Origin of the sequence: Microbacterium sp. NPDC090007, assembly GCF_044748345.1 — a bacterium.
GTDB lineage: Bacteria > Actinomycetota > Actinomycetes > Actinomycetales > Microbacteriaceae > Microbacterium.
In genome coordinates, this window is record NZ_JBIVFV010000001.1 from 1161090 (window position 1) to 1178520 (window position 17431).

The 17431-nt window shown below is 69.7% G+C and carries 15 protein-coding genes; 11 read left to right on the forward strand and 4 right to left on the reverse strand.

What is annotated here, in order from left to right:
• Nucleotides 1-2: 2 nt before the first annotated feature.
• Nucleotides 3-1016, reverse strand: coding sequence for a phosphodiester glycosidase family protein (locus ACIPVB_RS05475; protein WP_400367506.1), 1014 nt, complete (start codon nt 1014-1016; stop codon nt 3-5).
• A gap of 224 nt (nt 1017-1240) precedes the next feature.
• Between ACIPVB_RS05475 and ACIPVB_RS05480 the strand changes: the two genes are divergently transcribed.
• Nucleotides 1241-2401, forward strand: coding sequence for a sensor histidine kinase (locus tag ACIPVB_RS05480; protein WP_400367507.1), 1161 nt, complete (start codon nt 1241-1243; stop codon nt 2399-2401).
• Nucleotides 2398-3000 (forward strand): response regulator transcription factor, encoded by a 603-nt coding sequence (locus ACIPVB_RS05485; protein ID WP_134124874.1) that lies wholly within the window; start codon nt 2398-2400, stop codon nt 2998-3000. The genes ACIPVB_RS05480 and ACIPVB_RS05485 overlap by 4 nt, the downstream gene beginning before the upstream one ends.
• Before the next feature lie 43 nt (nt 3001-3043).
• Here the strand turns inward: ACIPVB_RS05485 and ACIPVB_RS05490 are convergent, their stop codons facing one another.
• The 3 genes from ACIPVB_RS05490 to ACIPVB_RS05500 are packed head-to-tail and all read right to left on the reverse strand — an operon-like array spanning nt 3044 to nt 10084.
• Nucleotides 3044-4195 (reverse strand): polysaccharide pyruvyl transferase family protein, encoded by a 1152-nt coding sequence (locus ACIPVB_RS05490; RefSeq protein WP_400367508.1) that lies wholly within the window; start codon nt 4193-4195, stop codon nt 3044-3046.
• Nucleotides 4192-7437, reverse strand: a complete 3246-nt coding sequence (locus ACIPVB_RS05495; protein ID WP_400367509.1) for a hypothetical protein — start codon at nt 7435-7437, stop codon at nt 4192-4194. Before ACIPVB_RS05495 ends, ACIPVB_RS05490 begins: the two co-directional genes overlap by 4 nt.
• 46 nt (nt 7438-7483) lie before the next feature.
• Nucleotides 7484-10084, reverse strand: a complete 2601-nt coding sequence (locus tag ACIPVB_RS05500; RefSeq protein ID WP_400367510.1) for an ATP-binding protein — start codon at nt 10082-10084, stop codon at nt 7484-7486.
• 164 nt (nt 10085-10248) lie between these two features.
• Here ACIPVB_RS05500 and ACIPVB_RS05505 point away from each other — a divergent pair, with 164 nt between their 5' ends.
• From ACIPVB_RS05505 to ACIPVB_RS05545, 9 genes are read left to right on the forward strand one after another with little or no spacing between them, the layout of a single operon-like run.
• Nucleotides 10249-11466 (forward strand): glycosyltransferase, encoded by a 1218-nt coding sequence (locus ACIPVB_RS05505; RefSeq protein WP_400367511.1) that lies wholly within the window; start codon nt 10249-10251, stop codon nt 11464-11466.
• Nucleotides 11463-12758, forward strand: a complete 1296-nt coding sequence (locus ACIPVB_RS05510) for an oligosaccharide flippase family protein (protein ID WP_400367512.1) — start codon at nt 11463-11465, stop codon at nt 12756-12758. The genes ACIPVB_RS05505 and ACIPVB_RS05510 overlap by 4 nt, the downstream gene beginning before the upstream one ends.
• Nucleotides 12751-13581: a dolichyl-phosphate beta-glucosyltransferase gene (locus tag ACIPVB_RS05515; RefSeq protein WP_400367513.1), complete on the forward strand. Its 831-nt coding sequence runs from the start codon at nt 12751-12753 to the stop codon at nt 13579-13581. Before ACIPVB_RS05510 ends, ACIPVB_RS05515 begins: the two co-directional genes overlap by 8 nt.
• Nucleotides 13581-13904: an STAS domain-containing protein gene (locus ACIPVB_RS05520; protein ID WP_400367514.1), complete on the forward strand. Its 324-nt coding sequence runs from the start codon at nt 13581-13583 to the stop codon at nt 13902-13904. Before ACIPVB_RS05515 ends, ACIPVB_RS05520 begins: the two co-directional genes overlap by 1 nt.
• Nucleotides 13901-15271, forward strand: a complete 1371-nt coding sequence (locus ACIPVB_RS05525) for a PP2C family protein-serine/threonine phosphatase (RefSeq protein WP_400367515.1) — start codon at nt 13901-13903, stop codon at nt 15269-15271. The genes ACIPVB_RS05520 and ACIPVB_RS05525 overlap by 4 nt, the downstream gene beginning before the upstream one ends.
• 41 nt (nt 15272-15312) lie before the next feature.
• Nucleotides 15313-15693 (forward strand): ATP-binding protein, encoded by a 381-nt coding sequence (locus ACIPVB_RS05530; RefSeq protein ID WP_400367516.1) that lies wholly within the window; start codon nt 15313-15315, stop codon nt 15691-15693.
• Nucleotides 15683-16048: an STAS domain-containing protein gene (locus ACIPVB_RS05535; RefSeq protein ID WP_400367517.1), complete on the forward strand. Its 366-nt coding sequence runs from the start codon at nt 15683-15685 to the stop codon at nt 16046-16048. The genes ACIPVB_RS05530 and ACIPVB_RS05535 overlap by 11 nt, the downstream gene beginning before the upstream one ends.
• A complete protein-coding gene (locus ACIPVB_RS05540; RefSeq protein WP_400367518.1) occupies nt 16045-16410 on the forward strand; it encodes a response regulator in 366 nt (121 codons plus the stop codon). The genes ACIPVB_RS05535 and ACIPVB_RS05540 overlap by 4 nt, the downstream gene beginning before the upstream one ends.
• Nucleotides 16407-17378 carry an endonuclease/exonuclease/phosphatase family protein gene (locus tag ACIPVB_RS05545; protein WP_400367519.1) on the forward strand — a complete coding sequence of 324 codons (972 nt, stop codon included), beginning with the start codon at nt 16407-16409 and terminating at the stop codon, nt 17376-17378. The genes ACIPVB_RS05540 and ACIPVB_RS05545 overlap by 4 nt, the downstream gene beginning before the upstream one ends.
• Nucleotides 17379-17431: the final 53 nt, after the last annotated feature.

Consider the following 17431-nt stretch of genomic DNA (forward strand, 5'->3'; position numbering starts at 1 on the left):
GCTCAGCCCGCCACGTAGAGGATGTCGCTCGTGCCGCGCTCGCCGCCGTTGGAGGGCGAGTTCACGACCCGGCCGTTGAAGTACATCGTCGATGATCCGCCGCCGTCGAGGTTGTAGGCGGTGGTCGCCCCGAGCGAGAGCATGATGTCGGCCAACGCGGGCAGTGTCACGCCCGCGCTGTATCCCTCCTGGCGGCCGTCGACCACCACGAAGACGAGGTGGTTGTCCCCGACCACGCCGACCGCGGTGCGCGGCTGGTCGCCCTGGATCGAATGGTTGCCGACGTTCGTGTCGACCTCGACCTCGTCGATTCCGTCGACGACCTGGCCGTCCTCGACGATCGTGGGACCGAAGCTGAGGGTGTTCCAGACCCCGGATGCCAGCAGCTCGGCCGCCGTGGTCTGCGTCTCGTCGTACACCTCGACGTGCCCGTCGGTGGAGAGGGCGAGCCCCTCGCGCGCGCCCTCGTCGCGATAGATGACGCCGTTGCGGATCTCGATGCCCGTGGAGCGGAAGCCGTAGTAGTCGCCGTTGATCGCGAAGATCGCGTCGTTGGCCTTCGCGATCTCGCTCGTGGTCTGCGTGATGTTCTCGCCGAACTGGTTGTTCGCGAACGCGGAGCGCAGCGCGGTGGCATCGCTGAGGATGACGTCGGCGACGTAGTAGGTGACCGCGTTCGAGCCCGTGCCGGTCGTCACGCTCGCCAGCGTCACCGACGTGGAACCGTCGTCGAAGGTGGAGTCGGTGACGGTGGGGGTGGAAGCGACGTCGGTGGTGGTCGAGACGCTCGAATGCTCGGCCTCGTAGGCGGCGACGTCGGTCACCTCGACGTGGGGGATGAGGAAGCGGTCGGCGGCCCACCACGCGGCGCCGCCCGCACCGAGGACGACGACGAGCCCGGCCGTGAGGAACGTGCGCCGGGCCACGCGCGGGTGAGATGCGGTCTCGACGGCCTCCTTCGTCGTGCCGTCGGGGGATGCGGTGTCGGTCCCGGGGGAGCGGTCTGCGGGGTGCATGACCTCAGGTAAGACGCCGCGCCCTCTCTGCGCCTGAGCCGGGCCCTATCCGGCGCCAAGAACAGCTATGCGAGAGCGATGAGTCACCGAGCCGCCGGCCGGGAGGCGGGATCGAAGTCCTGCGGCGGATCCGAACGTCATCGGCGTGGCCGGGCCCGCCGAACCCCCGGGGCGGCGGTTCAGCCCCCACCCATGACGAATGTCACGCCCGTACAGTGGCCGGGGTGAGCTCCTCCTCCGCCGCCTACGCCCGCGACGTGCGCGTGACATGGTGGTACACGGCCTCGTCGATCGTGTTCCTCCACGTCTTCGCGGCGTTCATCTGGTCGTTCGCGGTGGCCGTCGGCGGCACCCCGGCCGCCCTCGTGCTGAATCTCATCGGGGTCGCCGGGTCGGTGGCATCCGCGGTCCTCCTGCTCGTGTGCTATCGGCGGGAGCCCCTCGACGACGGCGACCGTGCCGCGCGCCGGTCCGTGTGGCCCCTCATCGCCCTCGGTGTCGCGGCGGCGGCGGCGATGGGCGTGTCGGCGGGGTCGTGGCTGCTCGGTGTCGGCTTCGCCGCGCAGACGCTGTGCCTCGTGCGGTGGCACGGCGGGGTGCGAATGCGACTGGCCGTGCTGTCGATCGCGGTCATCGTCGTGGTGTGGTTCGTCGAGGCGACCCGGATGAATCCGGAGGGGTACATCGGCGTCTTCACGCTGCCCTTCTTCGTCGCCCTCCTTCCGGCGCTGACCGCGACGTCGCTGTGGTGGTGGGACATCGTGCGCGAACTCGACCGCGCCCGCCGCGCCGAGGGGCGCCTCGCCGCCGCGCAGGAGCGCCTGCGGCTCGCGAGCGACCTGCATGATCTGCAGGGACACCATCTGCAGGTGGTCGCCCTGCAGCTCGAGCTCGCCGAGAAGATGATGGGGCGCGACCCGGATGCCGCCGTCGAACAGGTGCGCGCGGCTCGCGCGAGCGTCGACGAGGCACGGCGCGGCACGCGGGATCTGGCCGCGCGGTTCCGTGGAGTTCCCCTCCCCGACGAACTCGCCAACGCCGCCGACCTGCTGCGCGCCGCCGGCCTGACCGTCGATCTGCTCGTCGACACCGAGGCCGTCGACGCCCCCGCGGACGTGCTCGGGCCGGTCGTCCGCGAGTCCACGACGAATGTGCTCAAGCACGGCGGCGGGGTGTCGGCATCCCTCTCTCTCGCCCGCCACGAGGGGGCGTGGGTGCTCGTCGTCGAGAACGACGCCCGCGGCGCGTCGTCGCCGGTGGGCGACGGCGCCGGGCTGGCGGGGATCGCCGAGCGCGTCGGAGCGGTCGGAGGGACGATGGATGCCACCCGCCCCGGCGACCTCTTTCGACTGACCGTCCGCGTGCCCGAGGGGGACCCCGCATGATCCGCGTGCTCATCGCCGACGACGAGGACATGATCCGCACGGCCCTCGCCGCCCTCCTCCGGCTCGAGGACGATCTCGAGGTGGTGGCCGAATGCCGCGACGGCGAGAGTGCGCTCGCGGAGGCCGAGCGCCTGCGCCCCGACGTGTGCCTGCTCGATCTCGAGATGCCCGGTCTCGACGGGGTGGACACCGCCGCGCGCATCCTGCGCCGCGTCCCATCGCGCTGCGTGATCGTCACCCGGCACGCACGGCCCGGGGTGCTGCGGCGCGCGCTCGGTGCCGGGGTCGACGGGTTCCTGCCGAAGTCCCGACCGGCGGATGACGTGGCCGCGGTGATCCGCGAGGTCGCCGCCGGACGTCGGTACGTCGACCCCGAGATCGCCGCCGACGCCCTGAGCGACGAACGCAGCCCGCTCACCGACCGCGAGCTCGACGTGCTGCGCGCGGGGGCGCGGGGCGAGACGGTGGCCGAGATCGCGGCATCCCTCCACCTGTCGGCGGGGACGGTGCGCAACCACGTCTCGTCCGTGCTCGGCAAGCTGGGGCTCGCGAGCCGGCAGCAGGCGACGATCCACGCGCGGGAGCGGGGGTGGATCTAGCGGCGTCGCGCAGGAATCATCGGGCGCGCTCGCCCGAGGTCGGTCATCGACCCGTCGCCCAGCTCCGCGCCTCCTCGAAGCTCCGTCGTGCCGTCTCACGTAACGCGGCGCTGCGCGAACGCACGTGCGCCGAGACCTCTTCGCGGTGCGCGATCAGGTCGATCAGCCCGTCGACGAGAGTCGACACGTCGAAGGGATCGTTGATGTCGATCGTCCGCTCGGCGATCCCCAGGGTCTTGGCGAGTTCGCGCACCTTCACGTCGTAGGCGAGGACGAACGAGGGCACCCCGAGGATGGATGCCATGACGATGGCGTGCAGGCGCTCGCTCACCAGGAGGTCGCTGTCGCGGATGAGGCGCGCGGCGTCCGCGTGCGTGCGCGGCTCGTGGCGAACGAACGGCACGGTCGTCAGGCGGCGGGCGAGGTCGTCGAGCACGTCGACGTCGTCGTGCTGCTTGAAGCCGATCTGCATCGGCAGAGCGTGCACCTCGAGCGGATGCCGCGAGTGGACGCCCTCCAGGGCCTCGGCGAGGCGGTCGAGGAACGGCTCCCACGCCTCGGGGTTCTCGATGTCGAAGTTGAGGTTGAGCGCGACGCGCACCGGGCCCTCCGTGCGCGGCGCGGCGCTGTCGTCGGCGGGCTGAAGCAGGAACGCGTCGTCGGCGGAGAACACGGCATCCGGCACGAGGATCGCGTCGATCCCGAGCCCACGGCACGTGTCGAGTGACTTCTGGTCGCGCACCGTGACGAGGTCGACCTGCGACAGGATGCGCCGCGCGAGCCACAGACCCGTGCGCGTGCGGAGCGGACCGACACCGATGTTGAGCATCGCCACCGGTTTGCGGGCGATACGGCGCGCGAAGGTCACGACGCCGAGGATCATCGCGAGCGTGGAGTACGGGTTGCGTCCCGTCGACGCGTAGAGCTCCTTGATGATCGACCCGCCGCCGAACACGAGCAGGTCGGCGCTGCGCAGCGCGCGCAGCATCCGCAGCCGGTCAGCGCCCGTGTCGATGACCTCGACGTCGAAGCGGGGGCGCAGCTGCGCGCGGGTGAAGGCGGGGTCGTAGCTGTTCACGAGGTACCGGTGCTGCGACCCGAGCTGCGTGAGGAAGGTCTCCAGGAGCAGCTCGTCGCCGATGTTGTATTGCCCGTGCGTGCCGAGGAAGACGATGCGGCGGGAGGGTGCGGTCATGTTCGAGGCTCCTGGGGTGGGGGGTCGTCGGTCGGGTCGTCGTCGTCATCGTGATCGTCATCGTCGTCTTCGTCGTCGGGATGCAACCGCGCCCGCCACCGCACGACCACGAGGCTGCCCGCGATGAGGGCGACGGTGAGTCCCACGCCGACCCAGCTCGACCCGACGACCCCGCCGTTCGGTGGCGCGAGGTCGGTGACGTCGGCCGCGGCGAGGTTGAGCAGCTGGTCCTGGGTCAGGTTCGCGTGCGCCGGGTTGGCGGCCGGGTCCACGTAACCGTCCTTGCCGCCGGCGCTGACGGTGCGCTCCGAGCACTCCAGGGCGTTCGGGTCGGTGATCCGCTCGACGTTCGAGGGGAGGGCCAGGGACTGGTACGTGTCCTCGGGCACCAGCATGAGGCCCTCGAAGAGCATCGGATTGGTGTCGGTCTTGTCGATCGCGAACGTGTGGGTGCCGGCCTCGGCATCCACGACCCCGAGGTCCTGAAAACTGAATCCTGAATTCACCGGGACGAGCTGGTCGGGGATCTGCCGTTCGAGATCGGCGACGGACATGTCGGACGTGTCCGCGGCCACCCGTCCCGGCTTGTAGACGTCGTCGACGGGGAAGAGCTTGACGTTGTCCGCGGGCGAGCGCAGTTCGAACGACTGGTCGTACGACAGCGACGCCGACGACAGGTGGAGGGTGTTCGCCGTGTTAGCCGAGCGCATGAGCACCCGGTATCGGCCCGGCTGGGTCACTTTCACGGGCACGCTGATCTCGGTCGCGCGTGGCAGGCCGATGAACGACCCCCGCAGGGTGCCGAAGACACCGGGCGTGATCATCCCCGTGCGATTCCACTTGGTGTTCGAGAACAGCAGGAACGACCGGAACATCGGCGACAGATAGTAATTGGATGCCACGACGTCGGGGTTGAATGCGAACATCCGGGTGTCGGGACCCGAGATCGCGTCGGGATGGTCGAGCAGCCAGAGATCGAGGGCCGAGGTGGATTCGTCGTCGCTCAGGAGGTGGATGCGCGTGTCGGGCGCGAGGGCGGTCGGGTCGTAGTACGGCGTGTATTCGAAGGTGTAGCAGCGGCTGAGATTGCGCCGGTTAAAGACGAGGTCGAGGTAGGTCTGCCAGCTGGAATCCACCAGGATCGTCTCGCGGTCGGGGCGCGGCTGGTCCGTGATCTCGTAGAGCGCGTAGCTGTCGTTCTCGAAGCGGAGCTCGACGTCGCCCTTGAGGCGGGCGAGACCGGGCTCGACATAGCTCTCGACGTTCGGCAGATACTCGGCGCCGACGCCGTTGTTCGAATGGATCTTGCGATTGACGACGACATATTTGATCTGGATGTCGCGGGCGACGTTGATCCACCAGTCCTGCTGGTAGTAGAGGCCGCGCAGGATGAGGAAGAAGTCGAACTTGTTCTTCACGTCACCGGTGAGCCCGTAGTAGTAGCTGGGCTTGTCGAGGTAATAGATGAAGAACTTGTCGATGAACTTGTGGTCGACGCCGTTGCTGTCCTGGACGAGCTTGGCGGTCTCGGTGGGCGGGAGGACGACGGTCTTGCCCTCGGGCAGGGTGTTCAGCTCCTGCTTGAGCTGTTGCAGGTCGTGCAGGGGGAACGGCGCCAGGAAACCGGCCATGTTGCCCGAGCCGAAGACCGATCGGTACGGGTCGTTCGACCAGAACGGAGTGAAGAACACCGCCCCGATGCACGCCGCCGCCAGCACCGCGACGAGCAGCTCGCTGCGGGCGCGTACGCGCACGGCATCCGCTCGCTTCGGTCGCGGAGGCGGCGGGGCGACGACCTTTCCGCTGCGCCGGCGGCCGGGTGCCAGCCACCGTCCGCTCACCACGTCGATGAGTAGCGCGAGCGTGAGCGACATCACCAGGGGCGCGAGCATGAACAGGATGAGCTGGAACCGGTGCGGGAAGCGCAAGATCTGTACGACGGTGCCGGCGGCGGTCACCACGAGGTTGCCGATCGCCGAATGACTGTCGTTGGCGGTGATCGCCAGGGCGGCCAGGGTGCGGTGGAAGGTCGGGAACCACAGGGGCTCGCCGTAGCCGATCGTCGCCCACAGCGCGAAGACGATCGTGACGATGAGCACCCCGAGCAGCTGGCGGTGAGGGCGCGTCCGGAAGAGTCGGCGGCGCACGCCCGGCACGACCAGGGGAACGAACAGCAGCAGCGTGTACACCGCGTCGGGGTACCGCGGCACCTTCGCGAGGTAGTCGCCGAAGAGGATCTTGTCGGTGATCCCCGCGAGATCCCACGACAGCTCGTGGAGCCAGGAGACCGACGCATCCTGGATGAAGTAGAAGTCGCCCGGCACGGTGTCCGAGAGGTTCGACACCCCGGCCAGGGCGACGTACTTCACGAACAGCGCGTAGGGGATGAGGGTAATGAGAGCGTAGATCACGACCGACCACGCGATGCGACCGCTGGTCGTCGTCGACCACCGGTCGAGGCCCGCGCGAAGGCGTCCCCACCGGCCGGGGCCGCGGACGAGCCGACGTGCCCGTCCGAGAAGGCGATGCAGGCGGGCCGGTCCACCGGACCGGATCCACTTGCCGACCTCGCCGAGAAGAAGCGTCACGATCGTCAGGGCGAAGAACAGCGTGAAGAGGACGAGGTAATGGATCGCGGGGTTGAAGAGCGTCGCCACCGCCGCGATCACCATCCTCCGCTTCCACTTACGACCGGCGAAGAGAAGCGCGTACAGCATCCACAGCGACGAGATCGTCAGCAGGACGAGACCGAGCACGAGGGTGTAGAAGTGCGTGATCTTGGCGTAGACCATGATCAGGTAGATCAACGAGACCGGGAAGAACGTGGCGAGGTAGATCGCCTGCGACGACAGCGACGTGAAGACCCTGTCGATGAACCGCGCCACCGTCAGATAGGCGGCCCAGAAGAGGGCGGGGATGACGAGGAGGATCGCGAACGGAAGGACGGCGTAGTACCGCAACCACGTCGTCAGGAACGCGTATCGCACGCGGAACTCGTACCCGTTGACGAGTTCGTTGAACTGTCCCGCCGCCTGGTCGAGGAGCTGGCTGTGCCAATTGAAGAACGGCACCAGCTCGTCACCCGCGATGACCGCGTCGCCGCGGAGGACGGAGGGGATCGCGAAGAGCACGTCGCGGAAGATGATCAGCGAACCGACGAAGTAGACGATGCCGACGGTGAGGGCGATCGTCCGTGTCGACAGACTCCGGGCCCGCTGCGGACGGGCAGGGTCGACCGTCACCTGTGCGGCCGCGTCCGTTCGGCCACTCGGCGGCGGAGCCTCGCGCTCAGCGCTCCGAAAGGGCACGGAGCTCCCTCTCGGCGTCCGCCGCGACGCGCGCCGCACCGTCGCGGACGGCATCGGCCCGGCGCGGGTCGAGGGCCTGTTCGTCGGAGCCCTGCTCGATGCGGGCGCACGCCTGCGCGAGGTCGGAGGCACCCAACGCCAGACTCGCTCCCCGCAGCCGGTGTGCGAGCGATCGCGCTTCGTCGGCTTCCCCTCGGCGGACCGCGTCGGCGATCGCCTGCACGTCCTCGACGCTGCGCTCCAGGAATGTCCGCAAGACGTCGGCCTTGACCTCGGGGCCGAGGTCGTTCAGCAACGCGAAACGATGCACGGACGGCACCGATTCCGCGGACGGGGCGTGCAACTCGGCCGTCTCGAAGGCGTACCGGATGTCCTTCATGGTGAACGGCTTCGTGACATAGCCGTTCATCCCCGCCTCCAGACACTCCTCGCGGTCCTGCTCCGTCGCACCCGCCGTGAGGGCGATGATGTAGGGCTGCGCGAGGGCGTCACCCGCGTCGCGGATTCGGCGCGTCGCCTCGAGTCCGTCGAGCACGGGCATGTGCACGTCCATGAGCACGATGTCGAATGCCTCCCGCTGGACCGCTGTGAGCGCCTCGGTGCCGTTCGATGCCACGGCCGCGCGGTGACCGAGGCGGGCCAGGATCTGCGTGGAGAGCACCTGCAGGGTGGGGTTGTCCTCGGCCACGAGGACGTGCAACGGTCCGAGCGCGCGTGAACTCGCCGCCGCCGACGTGACCGGTGAGCTCGTCAGCCCCGACGTGACCGGTGAGCTCGTCGGCCCCGTGGTCGCCGGTGACGGGGCGACGACGCTGACGTGGTCGCCGGGGGACTCCGACACCGAGCGCTCACGTCCGACGCGGACCACCGTGCGTCCGGACCGGGCAGGCGGTTCCGCGTGTGCGAGCGCGATCTGGAACGAGAAGCGGCTCCCACGGCCCACCTCGCTGTCGACGACGATGACCCCGCCCATCATTCGGACGAGGGCATCGCAGATGGAGAGCCCCAGACCGGTTCCGCCGTGGGTGCGCGTGGTGGACTCGTCCGCCTGCGTGAAGGGCTCGAAGATGCGTTCCCGGGCGTCCTCGGTGATGCCCATTCCCGTGTCGCTCACCTCGAACAGCACGGCATCCGGGTCCGATCCCGGCGACACGCGGATCGTCACGTCGCCCGCCGATGTGAATTTCACCGCATTGCCGAGCAGGTTGACGAGCACCTGGCGCAGGCGCGTCGCGTCGCCCATGACGAAGTCGGGGACGCTGTCGTCCACGAGGGCGCGGACGGTGAGGCCTTTGCTCTCGGCGGCGAAGGAGAGCACGGTCACCGTCGAGGTCACCAGGCGCCGGAGGTCGAAGGGTGCATGCACCAGATCGATCGCGCCCGCCTCGATCTTGGAGAAGTCGAGGATGTCGGTGACGACGTCGAGAAGCAGCGCCCCGCTCGCCATGGCGCGGTCGACGTAATCGCGCTGCGCCGGATCGAGATCGGTGCTGGCGAGCAGCTCGTTCATCCCGAGGATCGAGTTGAGGGGGGTGCGCATCTCGTGGCTCATCGTCGCCAGGAATCGACTCTTCGCGGTCGTGGCGCTCAGCGCCGCGTCCCGCGCGCGTTCGACGCTCGAGCTCAGCTCTCGCTCGCGCCGCCGGAGTCTCTCGGCCTCCACGACCGAGACGAGCAGGCGCACGATCCCCGCTCCCAGCGTCGCGAACGCGAGGAACTCGATGAGCCCGCCCCCGGCGTCGATCTCGTTGACGACGAGGATCGCAAGAGCACCGGTGGTGAAGAGGGCCGGGACGAAGACGACGACGCGGAGTGCCCCGTTAGAGGTGGATCGGTTGGCCGGAGGAGACCAGGAACTCATCGCGAGCAGCAGGGCCGCCGCGGGCCACAGTGCGTCCACGGGCGAGGGCGGCCGCGGTTGCCCGAGGGCCACCGCCGGTCCGACCGCCAGGCCGGTGATGAACAGCAGGACCGCCGCGGCCAGGCTCAGCCACCAGGCCGCCGACGGGCGGCGGTTCAGCGCGGCGAGCAGCGCGACGAGCACGCTGAGGTACAGCAGCGAGGGGACGAGGTAGGCCAGGCTCAACAGCGCGGCCTGCTGTGTCACCCCCGCCTGCGCGGTGAAGAAGAACACCACGGTGAGCAGGCCGAGGGTGCTGATGAGCGCATCCAGCCAGGTCACGAGGGACAGTCGGCTGAACCGGTGGCGCACGACGAGGCCGAGACTCACCAGCAGCCCCAGAAAGAAGAGCAGATTGACCGCGGGCGCGATGAACCGCAGCGTCTGGCCCGGCACCGTCGTCAGTGACGTGATCGCGTCGGCGACGACGAGAGCGGCCAACGCCGCCGCCATGGCCGACCACGCGACGCGCTCGTGGGGAAGGCGCACGACGCGAAGGACGACCAGGGCGCAGGCGATCGCCTCGAGCAGGATGCGCGGCAGCGCGAGGCCGACCCCGCCGACCGGGACTACCGCAAGTGCGACGGCGTAGGCGACGAGGACGACGGCGGCTCCGACGAACGCCGTCCACACGAAGGGACGTCGCCCCGGCTCCCGCCCCAGGAGGTTGCGTCGCGTCATCTTCCACCCTGACCGCCGCGACGATCCCCCGAGCGGACGCGACGGCTCCACGTTGCAGGAGCGCTCCCAGGATGTCAACGATTTCGCCCGGCGGGTGAGTCACAAGGTGACAACGGCTTGCGTGTTCCCGGTATGGTCAACCTCACACGGTGGGGGGGGAAGCCATGGTGGATGCACGGGGAGCAGGGGCATCAGGCGTCGGCCGGCGCCTACGCATCGGCGTGGTCACGGCGTTCCCGCCGGGACGCAACAGCCTCAATGAGTACGGCTTCCACCTGGTGAGGCATTTGAGCCGCCTCGAAGAGGTGAGCGATGTCGTCGTGTATGCCGACCAGACCGAGATGGGGGCGCCCGCGCCCCTCGACCGCGTCACGTTCGTCCCGAGCTGGACGTTCAACGATCTGCTCACCGTCCCACGGATCACGCGCGCGATCAGGCGCACCCGTCCCGACGCCGTCATCCTCAATCTGCAATTCGCCACCTTCGGCGACCGGCGCGTGCCCGGGGCACTCGGCCTGCTTCTCCCCGCGATACTCAGGATGCGACACCTCCCGACTCTCGTGATCCTGCACAACCTGGCCGACAACGTCGACATGCGCGACGCGGGATTCGCCCGCTCAGCCGTGAGCGCCCGACTGCTCACTCTCGCGGGACGCATCCTCACGCGAGCCCTGCTCCGCGCCGACATCGTCGCGCTGACCATCCCCCGCTACGTCGAGTTCCTCCGCGATCGCTACCGCGCCGCGAACGCGGTGCTCGCCCCGCACGGGAGCTTCGAGGAGATCGCCCGCCCGTCCTTCGGCATCCCGCCCGGCCGGCGCACGATCATGGCGTTCGGCAAATGGGGGACCTACAAGACCGTCGACCTGCTCGTCGACGCCTACCGCCTCCTGCTCGACCGCGGTTACGACGACCTCCGACTCGTGCTGGCCGGCACCGACAGCCCCAACTCGCCCGGGTACATGGCCGAGGCGGCCCGACGGTGTGCCGACGTCCCGGGCATCGAGATGCCCGGTTACGTCGCGGAGGAAGACGTCGCCCCACTGTTCCTCTCGGCGGCCGTCGTCGCTTTCCCGTACACCTCGACGACGGGCAGTTCGGGAGTCCTCCATCAGGCGGGGGAGTACGGGCGTGCCGCGGTCCTGCCGCGGATCGGCGATCTCGTCGACGTCATCGAGGAAGAGGGGTTCCAGGGCGTCTACTTCGAGCCCGGAGACGTCACGAGCCTGGCCGACGCGCTCGCCACCGTGCTCGACGACCCCGAACGTCGGCAGATGATCGGTCGGCGCAACTTCGCCGCCGCGAGCGGTGTGCCGATGTCCGAGGTCGTCCAGTGGCACCTCGCGCACATCGACCGTCTTCTCGAGCGGAGGCGTTCGTGACCGAGGAACGGCGCGTGCAGGCCGCGCCGGTGGGCGGCCGCCGACTGGTCGCGGGCGGGTCGCTGCTCGCGGGGGCGATGCTGCTGGCGAACGTGGGCAATTACGCTCTCAACCTCTATCTCGGGCGGGTGCTGACGCCCGCCGAGTTCTCCGACGCGAATCTCATGGTGACGCTGCTGTTCACCCTGACCTCGGTGGCACTGTGCCTGCAGATGGTCGCCGCGCGGTTCGTCGCCCACGTGGACGCCGCGGGGTACCCCGGTGACGCCGATGGTCTGGTGCGCCGCCTCTACCGTCTCGCCCTGTGGGCGGGCATCGGTCTCGCCGTCGTGCTGGCGGCGGGCGCACCGCTGTGGTCCGAGCTCTTCCGCACGGCCTCTCCCTGGCCGTTCGTGGTCCTCGGGGCCGGGGTGCCGTTCTGGCTCGTCCAGGCCGTCGGGCGGGGCGCTCTGCAGGCGCGATTGGCCTTTCCCGCTCTGGCGACGTCCTTCGTGGTCGAGATGGTCACGCGCGTCGGACTCGGGGTGGCGTTGGTGTCGGCCGGGTTCGGTGTCATCGGGGCGACGGTCGCCCTGAGCGTGTCCTTCGTCGTCACGTGCGCCGTCGTCAGCGCGGTCGCCCGGCCGCGAGGGCACGCGGCCGCGGGGACCATCGACCCGCGCGAGGTGCGCGCGTACGCGGGAATGGTGTCGATCCTGCTCGTGGGGCAGATCCTGGCGAACAACAGCGACATCCTCATCTCCAAAGCGGTCTTCCCGCCGGCGGAGGCCGGTGTCTATGCGGCGGTCGCGCTGGTCGGCCGAGCGGTGTTCTTCCTCGCCTGGTCGGTCGCGACCGTGGTGTTCCCCGTCGCCGTCCGTCGACACGCCACCGGGGACGACGCGTCCCCCATCCTCCGCAACGGCGCGGTGATCGTGACGGCCATCGGCCTGGCCTGCGCGGGTGGGGCGTTCCTGTGGGGCGGCCCGGTTCTGGCCGTGGTCCTCGGTCCGGCGTACGCGGGATTGTCGGTTCCCCTGGCGGGGTACGCGCTGACGACGACCCTCTTCGCCATCGGCAATCTCGTCGCCAGCTATCACCTCTCGCGTTCCGACACCCGGCCGTCCCGGATTCTTCTGGTCGCGGCGGCGGTGCAGGTCGTCTTCCTGGTCGTCTGGCATTCCGACATCGCGTCGCTCATCCTCGCCCAGGGGGCGGCCATGGTCCTGTTGCTGCTCGCACTCGCGGCCAACGCCATCGCATCCCCCGCGACTGCGCGAGAGAGAGCGTCGAGGAAGGAACATCATGAGTGAGGAAGTCTCGGCGTATCGGGCCTACAAGATGTGGGTCACCGAACCGCTCGTCGAAGCGCCCGCCGTGACCGTCGTCATCCCCGCGTACAACGAGGAGTGGCGCATCCTCCCCACGATCGGCGCGATCGCCACCCACATGAGCGCGCGGGGGGAACCCTGGGAGCTGATCGTGGCGGACGACGGGTCGACGGACGCGACCGTCGCCCTCGTGCGAGACCTCCGCTTCGCGAACCTCCGCCTGCTCACGGCATCCCGGAACACCGGAAAGGGGGATGCCGTGCGGCGCGGCGTGCTCGCAGCACGGGGCGCGCTGGTCCTCTTCGCGGATGCCGACCAATCGACGCCGATCGAACAGTTCGACCGACTCGCGAGCCGGCTCGACGAGGGGTTCGACGTCGTCGTGGGATCCCGCGCGGTCGCCGGAGCGGCGGTCAGCAACAAGAGTCTCGGACGCAGGATCCTGAGCGGTGGACTCCACTTTCTCGTGTCCCGCCTGTTCGGCATCGGCGTCGCCGACACCCAGTGCGGCTTCAAGCTGTTCACCGCACCCGCCGCGCACCGGCTCTTCTCGACCCAGGTCATCGACGGCTTCTCGTTCGACCTCGAGGTCCTCTACCTCGCGCACAAGCTCGGCTACCGTGTCACGGAGGAGCCGGTCGAGTGGTACGACGCTCCCGGTTCGACGGTGGATGCCGCGAAAGTGGCCCTGCAGTTCCTCGGCGATCTCGTCCGCATCCGCGTGCTCGACCTGCGCGGCGTGTATCGTCCGCGACACGGCACCGACGCCTCCTCCCTCCCCGTCGCCCCCGAAAGGACCCCCTGATGATCGTCAGGACCGAGCTCGAGCCGTCTCGTCGCACCGCGCACCTCGCCGGCCGATTCGACGCCCACGAGGCCCCGGGGTTTCGCTCGGTCGTGCATCCGCTGGTGACGGCTGAGAATCCCGTCATCCTCATGAATCTGTCGCAGGTGGCTTTCCTCGACTCGACGGCCCTCGCCGAACTCGTGCGTCTGCAGAAGCAGGCCCGGTCCCTCGGAGGTGAGGTGGTGCTGGTCGATCCCGCGGATGCCGTCCGCGTCATCCTCGAGATCACCGCGATCGCCGAGGTCTTCACGATCCGCTCCTCGGGAGACGGGCCATCATGAGGATCGACGAGGCGGACCCGCGAGCCCGGACGGGCGTGTCCGGTTCGCTCGACGCGGCGCTCGACGAACTCTCGGCCGCGGCGAACCAGGGGGCGGATCCGAGTGCGGCGGATCGGATCGCCCTCGCCGAGCGCGTCGTCAGAGACGCCCTCTCCGAGTTGCAGACGACCCAGGTGGCGCTCACCGAGGCGCTGGTCGCCAGTCAGGATCGGCAGTCGGCGGTCGAGGCGCTCGCCCGGATCAATCTGCGTGGCACAGCCACCGACGACACCCTCTCACTCCTGCTCGACCGGGCTCTCGCCCTGACCGCCTCTCGCCAGATCCTCTTCCTCGAGGGAGGTGAGGTGGCGATGGTGCGCGGAGACGGTGCGGACACCCGTGAGCACGCGACGCTCGTGCGCGAGTCGCTCGCCGCGGCATCGGAGGACGGCATCCAGACGGCGGTCTCGGGCGAGTGGGTGACGGGCCTGCTCGACCCCGAGGGGGAGTCCGATCAACGCATCGCCTTCTTCCGAGACCCCGGTCGCCCGTTCTCGACGATCGACATCCCTCTCATCGAGGCGATCACCTCGACCATCGGGGTCATGCTCGCATTCCGGGAGTTGCACCGCCATGAGTTCGAGCGCGCCGCGGTCGAACGAGAGCACCACCTCGCGTCCGTGCTGGCGCAGTCCGTCATCTCGACCGAGCCGCCCGCCGCCTCGGGCGTCGACATCTACGCGCGGACGGTGCCGGCGGCGGTGACCGGCGGTGACTTCTACGTCTTCGGGCGTTCCGCGGGCGCCATCTGGTTCGCGGTGGGCGACGTCGCGGGCAAAGGACTGCCGGCCGCGATGCTCATGACCCGCGCCGTCGCCGCGTGCCGCCTCGCCTTTGTCGACCGGCCCGGGGATTCGGTGGTCGAGGTGTTCCAGCGCATCGAGACCGAGCTGTTCGACCACCTCGACGAGGTCGGCGTCTTCATCACCCTGGCCGTCGGCAGCGTCGACGAGACCTCGGGCGAGGTCGCGCTCGTCAACGCCGGGCACTCCCCGCTCCTGCGCGTGGGCGAGGGGGTCGACACGGTTTCGGCGGGTGTCCCCCCGCTCGGCATCATCCGCGGACGGGTGCCGAGGGTGTGGACGTCGGTGCTCGGGCCGGGCGACGCCCTGGTCATCGGGTCGGACGGCCTCGCCGAACAGGTCGATCCGGACGGGCGGCAATTCGGTTACGACCGTTTCGCGGGTGTGTGCGCTGACGCGTCGCAGCAGCGATCCGCCGATTTCGGAGACGCGGTCTTCGACGCCGTGCGGAAGTTCGCCCGCGGTGCGGCCGCCTCGGACGATGCCACCCTCCTGGTGGTCCGCCGTCGGGGAGCAGCGGAGTGATTCCGGTGGTCCGGTCTCACCTCCACCTCGCGGCGGACGCTTTGGCGACGCGCCAGATCGGGGGCTGGCTGGCCGCATCGTTCTCGGAGCTCACCCCCGCGGTCGCGTCGTCCGTGCTCCCGCGCGCCGAGCTCGCCGTCCACGAGGCGTGCATGAACGTCATCGAGCACGCCGGTCTGCCCGCGGACGCGACCATCGAGCTGAGCCTCGAGCTGAGTCCGGCGCAGCTGACGGTCCGCCTCGTCGACCCGGGCGAGGCGTTCGACCCGGCGCGGGCCGCGGTCCTCACCGCCGACCCGCTGCGAGAACGCGGATACGGACTGACCATCATCCGCTCCCTCGCCGCCATGTCGTATCGGCGGGTCGGGACCACCAACGAACTGGAGCTGCGCATGGAGATCGGGGGAGAAGATGCCCGGTGACGACCTGACGGGGCCGCAGGCCCTGCGGATCGACGTGGTCTACGTGGACGGCGTCTACGCACTCGTCGCGCTCGTCGGACGCCTGGACGCCGTCGAGGCCCCCCGCGCGCGCCGCGTTCTCGAGGACGCGAGCGTGTCGGCCGCCTCACGACTGACCGTGGACCTCACCGACGTCGACTTCGTCGACAGCGCCGGGCTGGCCGTCCTGGCCCGCGCGCGCCGGGACCGCGCCCTCGTGGGCGGTTCGGTCACGCTCATCCGACCGCGTTCCGACGACGCCATGCGCGTGTTCCGGCTCACGCAGTTCGATCAGATCTTCGTGATGCGGGATGCCGCGGACGAGGCGGAGAGATGAACGACGCCCTCGTCGTCGACGACGACCCCGTCACCCGGCTCGTGCTGACGCACATGCTCCGCGCGCAGGGATGGATGGCGGATGCCGCCGCCGACGTGCCCGACGCGGCCTCGCGTCTGCGTGCGCGTTCCTACGACCTCGTCATCTCCGATTTTCAGCTGCCATCCGGCACCGGGACCGAACTGCTCGACGTGCTGGGTGACACGGCATCCACGAAGTTCGTCCTCCTGACCGGGATCATCGAGTACTCCGCCATCCCCGTCGAGGATTCGCAGCGGCTGTCGGCGCGGCTGACCAAGCCGGTCAGCTCCGAAGCGCTGCGCGACGTCCTCCGCCGCGTCTTCGGCGACGGCGTGAAATGACCGTCCTCCGTCTGACGGCAGCTCGTGTCGGTGGGGCGCTGATCTTCATCCTCGCCGGAACGGTGAGTGCCCGGCTTTTCGCGGATGCACCGCTGCCGCCGGCCATCGGGGTGCGTGGTCTCGAGCGTGCGGTGCTGCCGGCGGCGTATCCCGCCGTCGTGCTCGGACTCGTGGCGCGCCGTCCCGTTCTCGTGGTGGCCGCGGGAGTCTTCGCTGCGCTTCACCTCGCCTCGCGCGCGCGCCTTCTCGGGCGACGCGAACTCCGACCGGTCTCGCCGGAATCGCTGCGTCTGCGCGTCGTCACCGCCAACCTGCTGTGCACGAACCCGCACATCCGACGACTGGCGGATGAGCTCGTCGCCGAGGACGCGGACGTCGTCGCCGTCCAAGAGGTCACGCCCGCGATCGCGGCCGCACTCGAGCAGTCGGCTCTGTGGTCCGCGTACCCGCACCGTCGGGTGGCGCCGGCCGAGGATTTCCACGGGGCCGCGACGTTCTCGCGTTTCCCCGTTCACGCGCACGAAGTCCTCGACGTCGCCGGGTCGCCGATGCTCCGCACGGACGTCGCCACTCCCCATGGACCTCTCGGCATCGTCAATGTGCACACCGTGGCACCGCTGACGGTCGGGCAGGCGCGGCGATGGCGACGGCAGTTGACGGTCCTGTCGCGGTTGGTCGAAGCCGAGACCGGCCCCCTTCTGCTGGTCGGCGACTTCAACGCGACCGGCGATCATCGGCCGTTCCGACTCCTCGTCCGCGGGCGCCTGCGTGACGCGTTCGACGCGGTCGGGCGCGGATCGGGGGCCACCTGGCCGGTCGGACATCGGGTCCTCCCGCGTCTGCTGCGCCTCGATCACGTCCTGGTCACCCCCGACGTCGAGATCGAGGAGCTGCGCGACGCCGAGAGCACCGGCAGCGACCATGCGCGGTTGACCGCGGACCTCGGCATCCGCAAGCCCGCTTCGTAGGCGAACGCCCGCGGATTCCCCGCCCGCCAGGATGGGGGGGGGGGGGGGGGGGG

What these genes read in the sequence shown, in the direction of transcription:
- ACIPVB_RS05475 (WP_400367506.1), bottom strand. Translation starts at nt 1,016, where the DNA reads ATGCACCCCGCAGACCGCTCCCCCGGGACCGACACCGCATCCCCCGAC.
- ACIPVB_RS05500 (WP_400367510.1), bottom strand. Translation starts at nt 10,084, where the DNA reads ATGACGCGACGCAACCTCCTGGGGCGGGAGCCGGGGCGACGTCCCTTC.
- ACIPVB_RS05545 (WP_400367519.1), top strand. Translation starts at nt 16,407, where the DNA reads ATGACCGTCCTCCGTCTGACGGCAGCTCGTGTCGGTGGGGCGCTGATC.
- ACIPVB_RS05515 (WP_400367513.1), top strand. Translation starts at nt 12,751, where the DNA reads ATGAGTGAGGAAGTCTCGGCGTATCGGGCCTACAAGATGTGGGTCACC.
- ACIPVB_RS05505 (WP_400367511.1), top strand. Translation starts at nt 10,249, where the DNA reads ATGGTGGATGCACGGGGAGCAGGGGCATCAGGCGTCGGCCGGCGCCTA.
- ACIPVB_RS05520 (WP_400367514.1), top strand. Translation starts at nt 13,581, where the DNA reads ATGATCGTCAGGACCGAGCTCGAGCCGTCTCGTCGCACCGCGCACCTC.
- ACIPVB_RS05490 (WP_400367508.1), bottom strand. Translation starts at nt 4,195, where the DNA reads ATGACCGCACCCTCCCGCCGCATCGTCTTCCTCGGCACGCACGGGCAA.
- ACIPVB_RS05535 (WP_400367517.1), top strand. Translation starts at nt 15,683, where the DNA reads ATGCCCGGTGACGACCTGACGGGGCCGCAGGCCCTGCGGATCGACGTG.
- ACIPVB_RS05525 (WP_400367515.1), top strand. Translation starts at nt 13,901, where the DNA reads ATGAGGATCGACGAGGCGGACCCGCGAGCCCGGACGGGCGTGTCCGGT.
- ACIPVB_RS05540 (WP_400367518.1), top strand. Translation starts at nt 16,045, where the DNA reads ATGAACGACGCCCTCGTCGTCGACGACGACCCCGTCACCCGGCTCGTG.
- ACIPVB_RS05485 (WP_134124874.1), top strand. Translation starts at nt 2,398, where the DNA reads ATGATCCGCGTGCTCATCGCCGACGACGAGGACATGATCCGCACGGCC.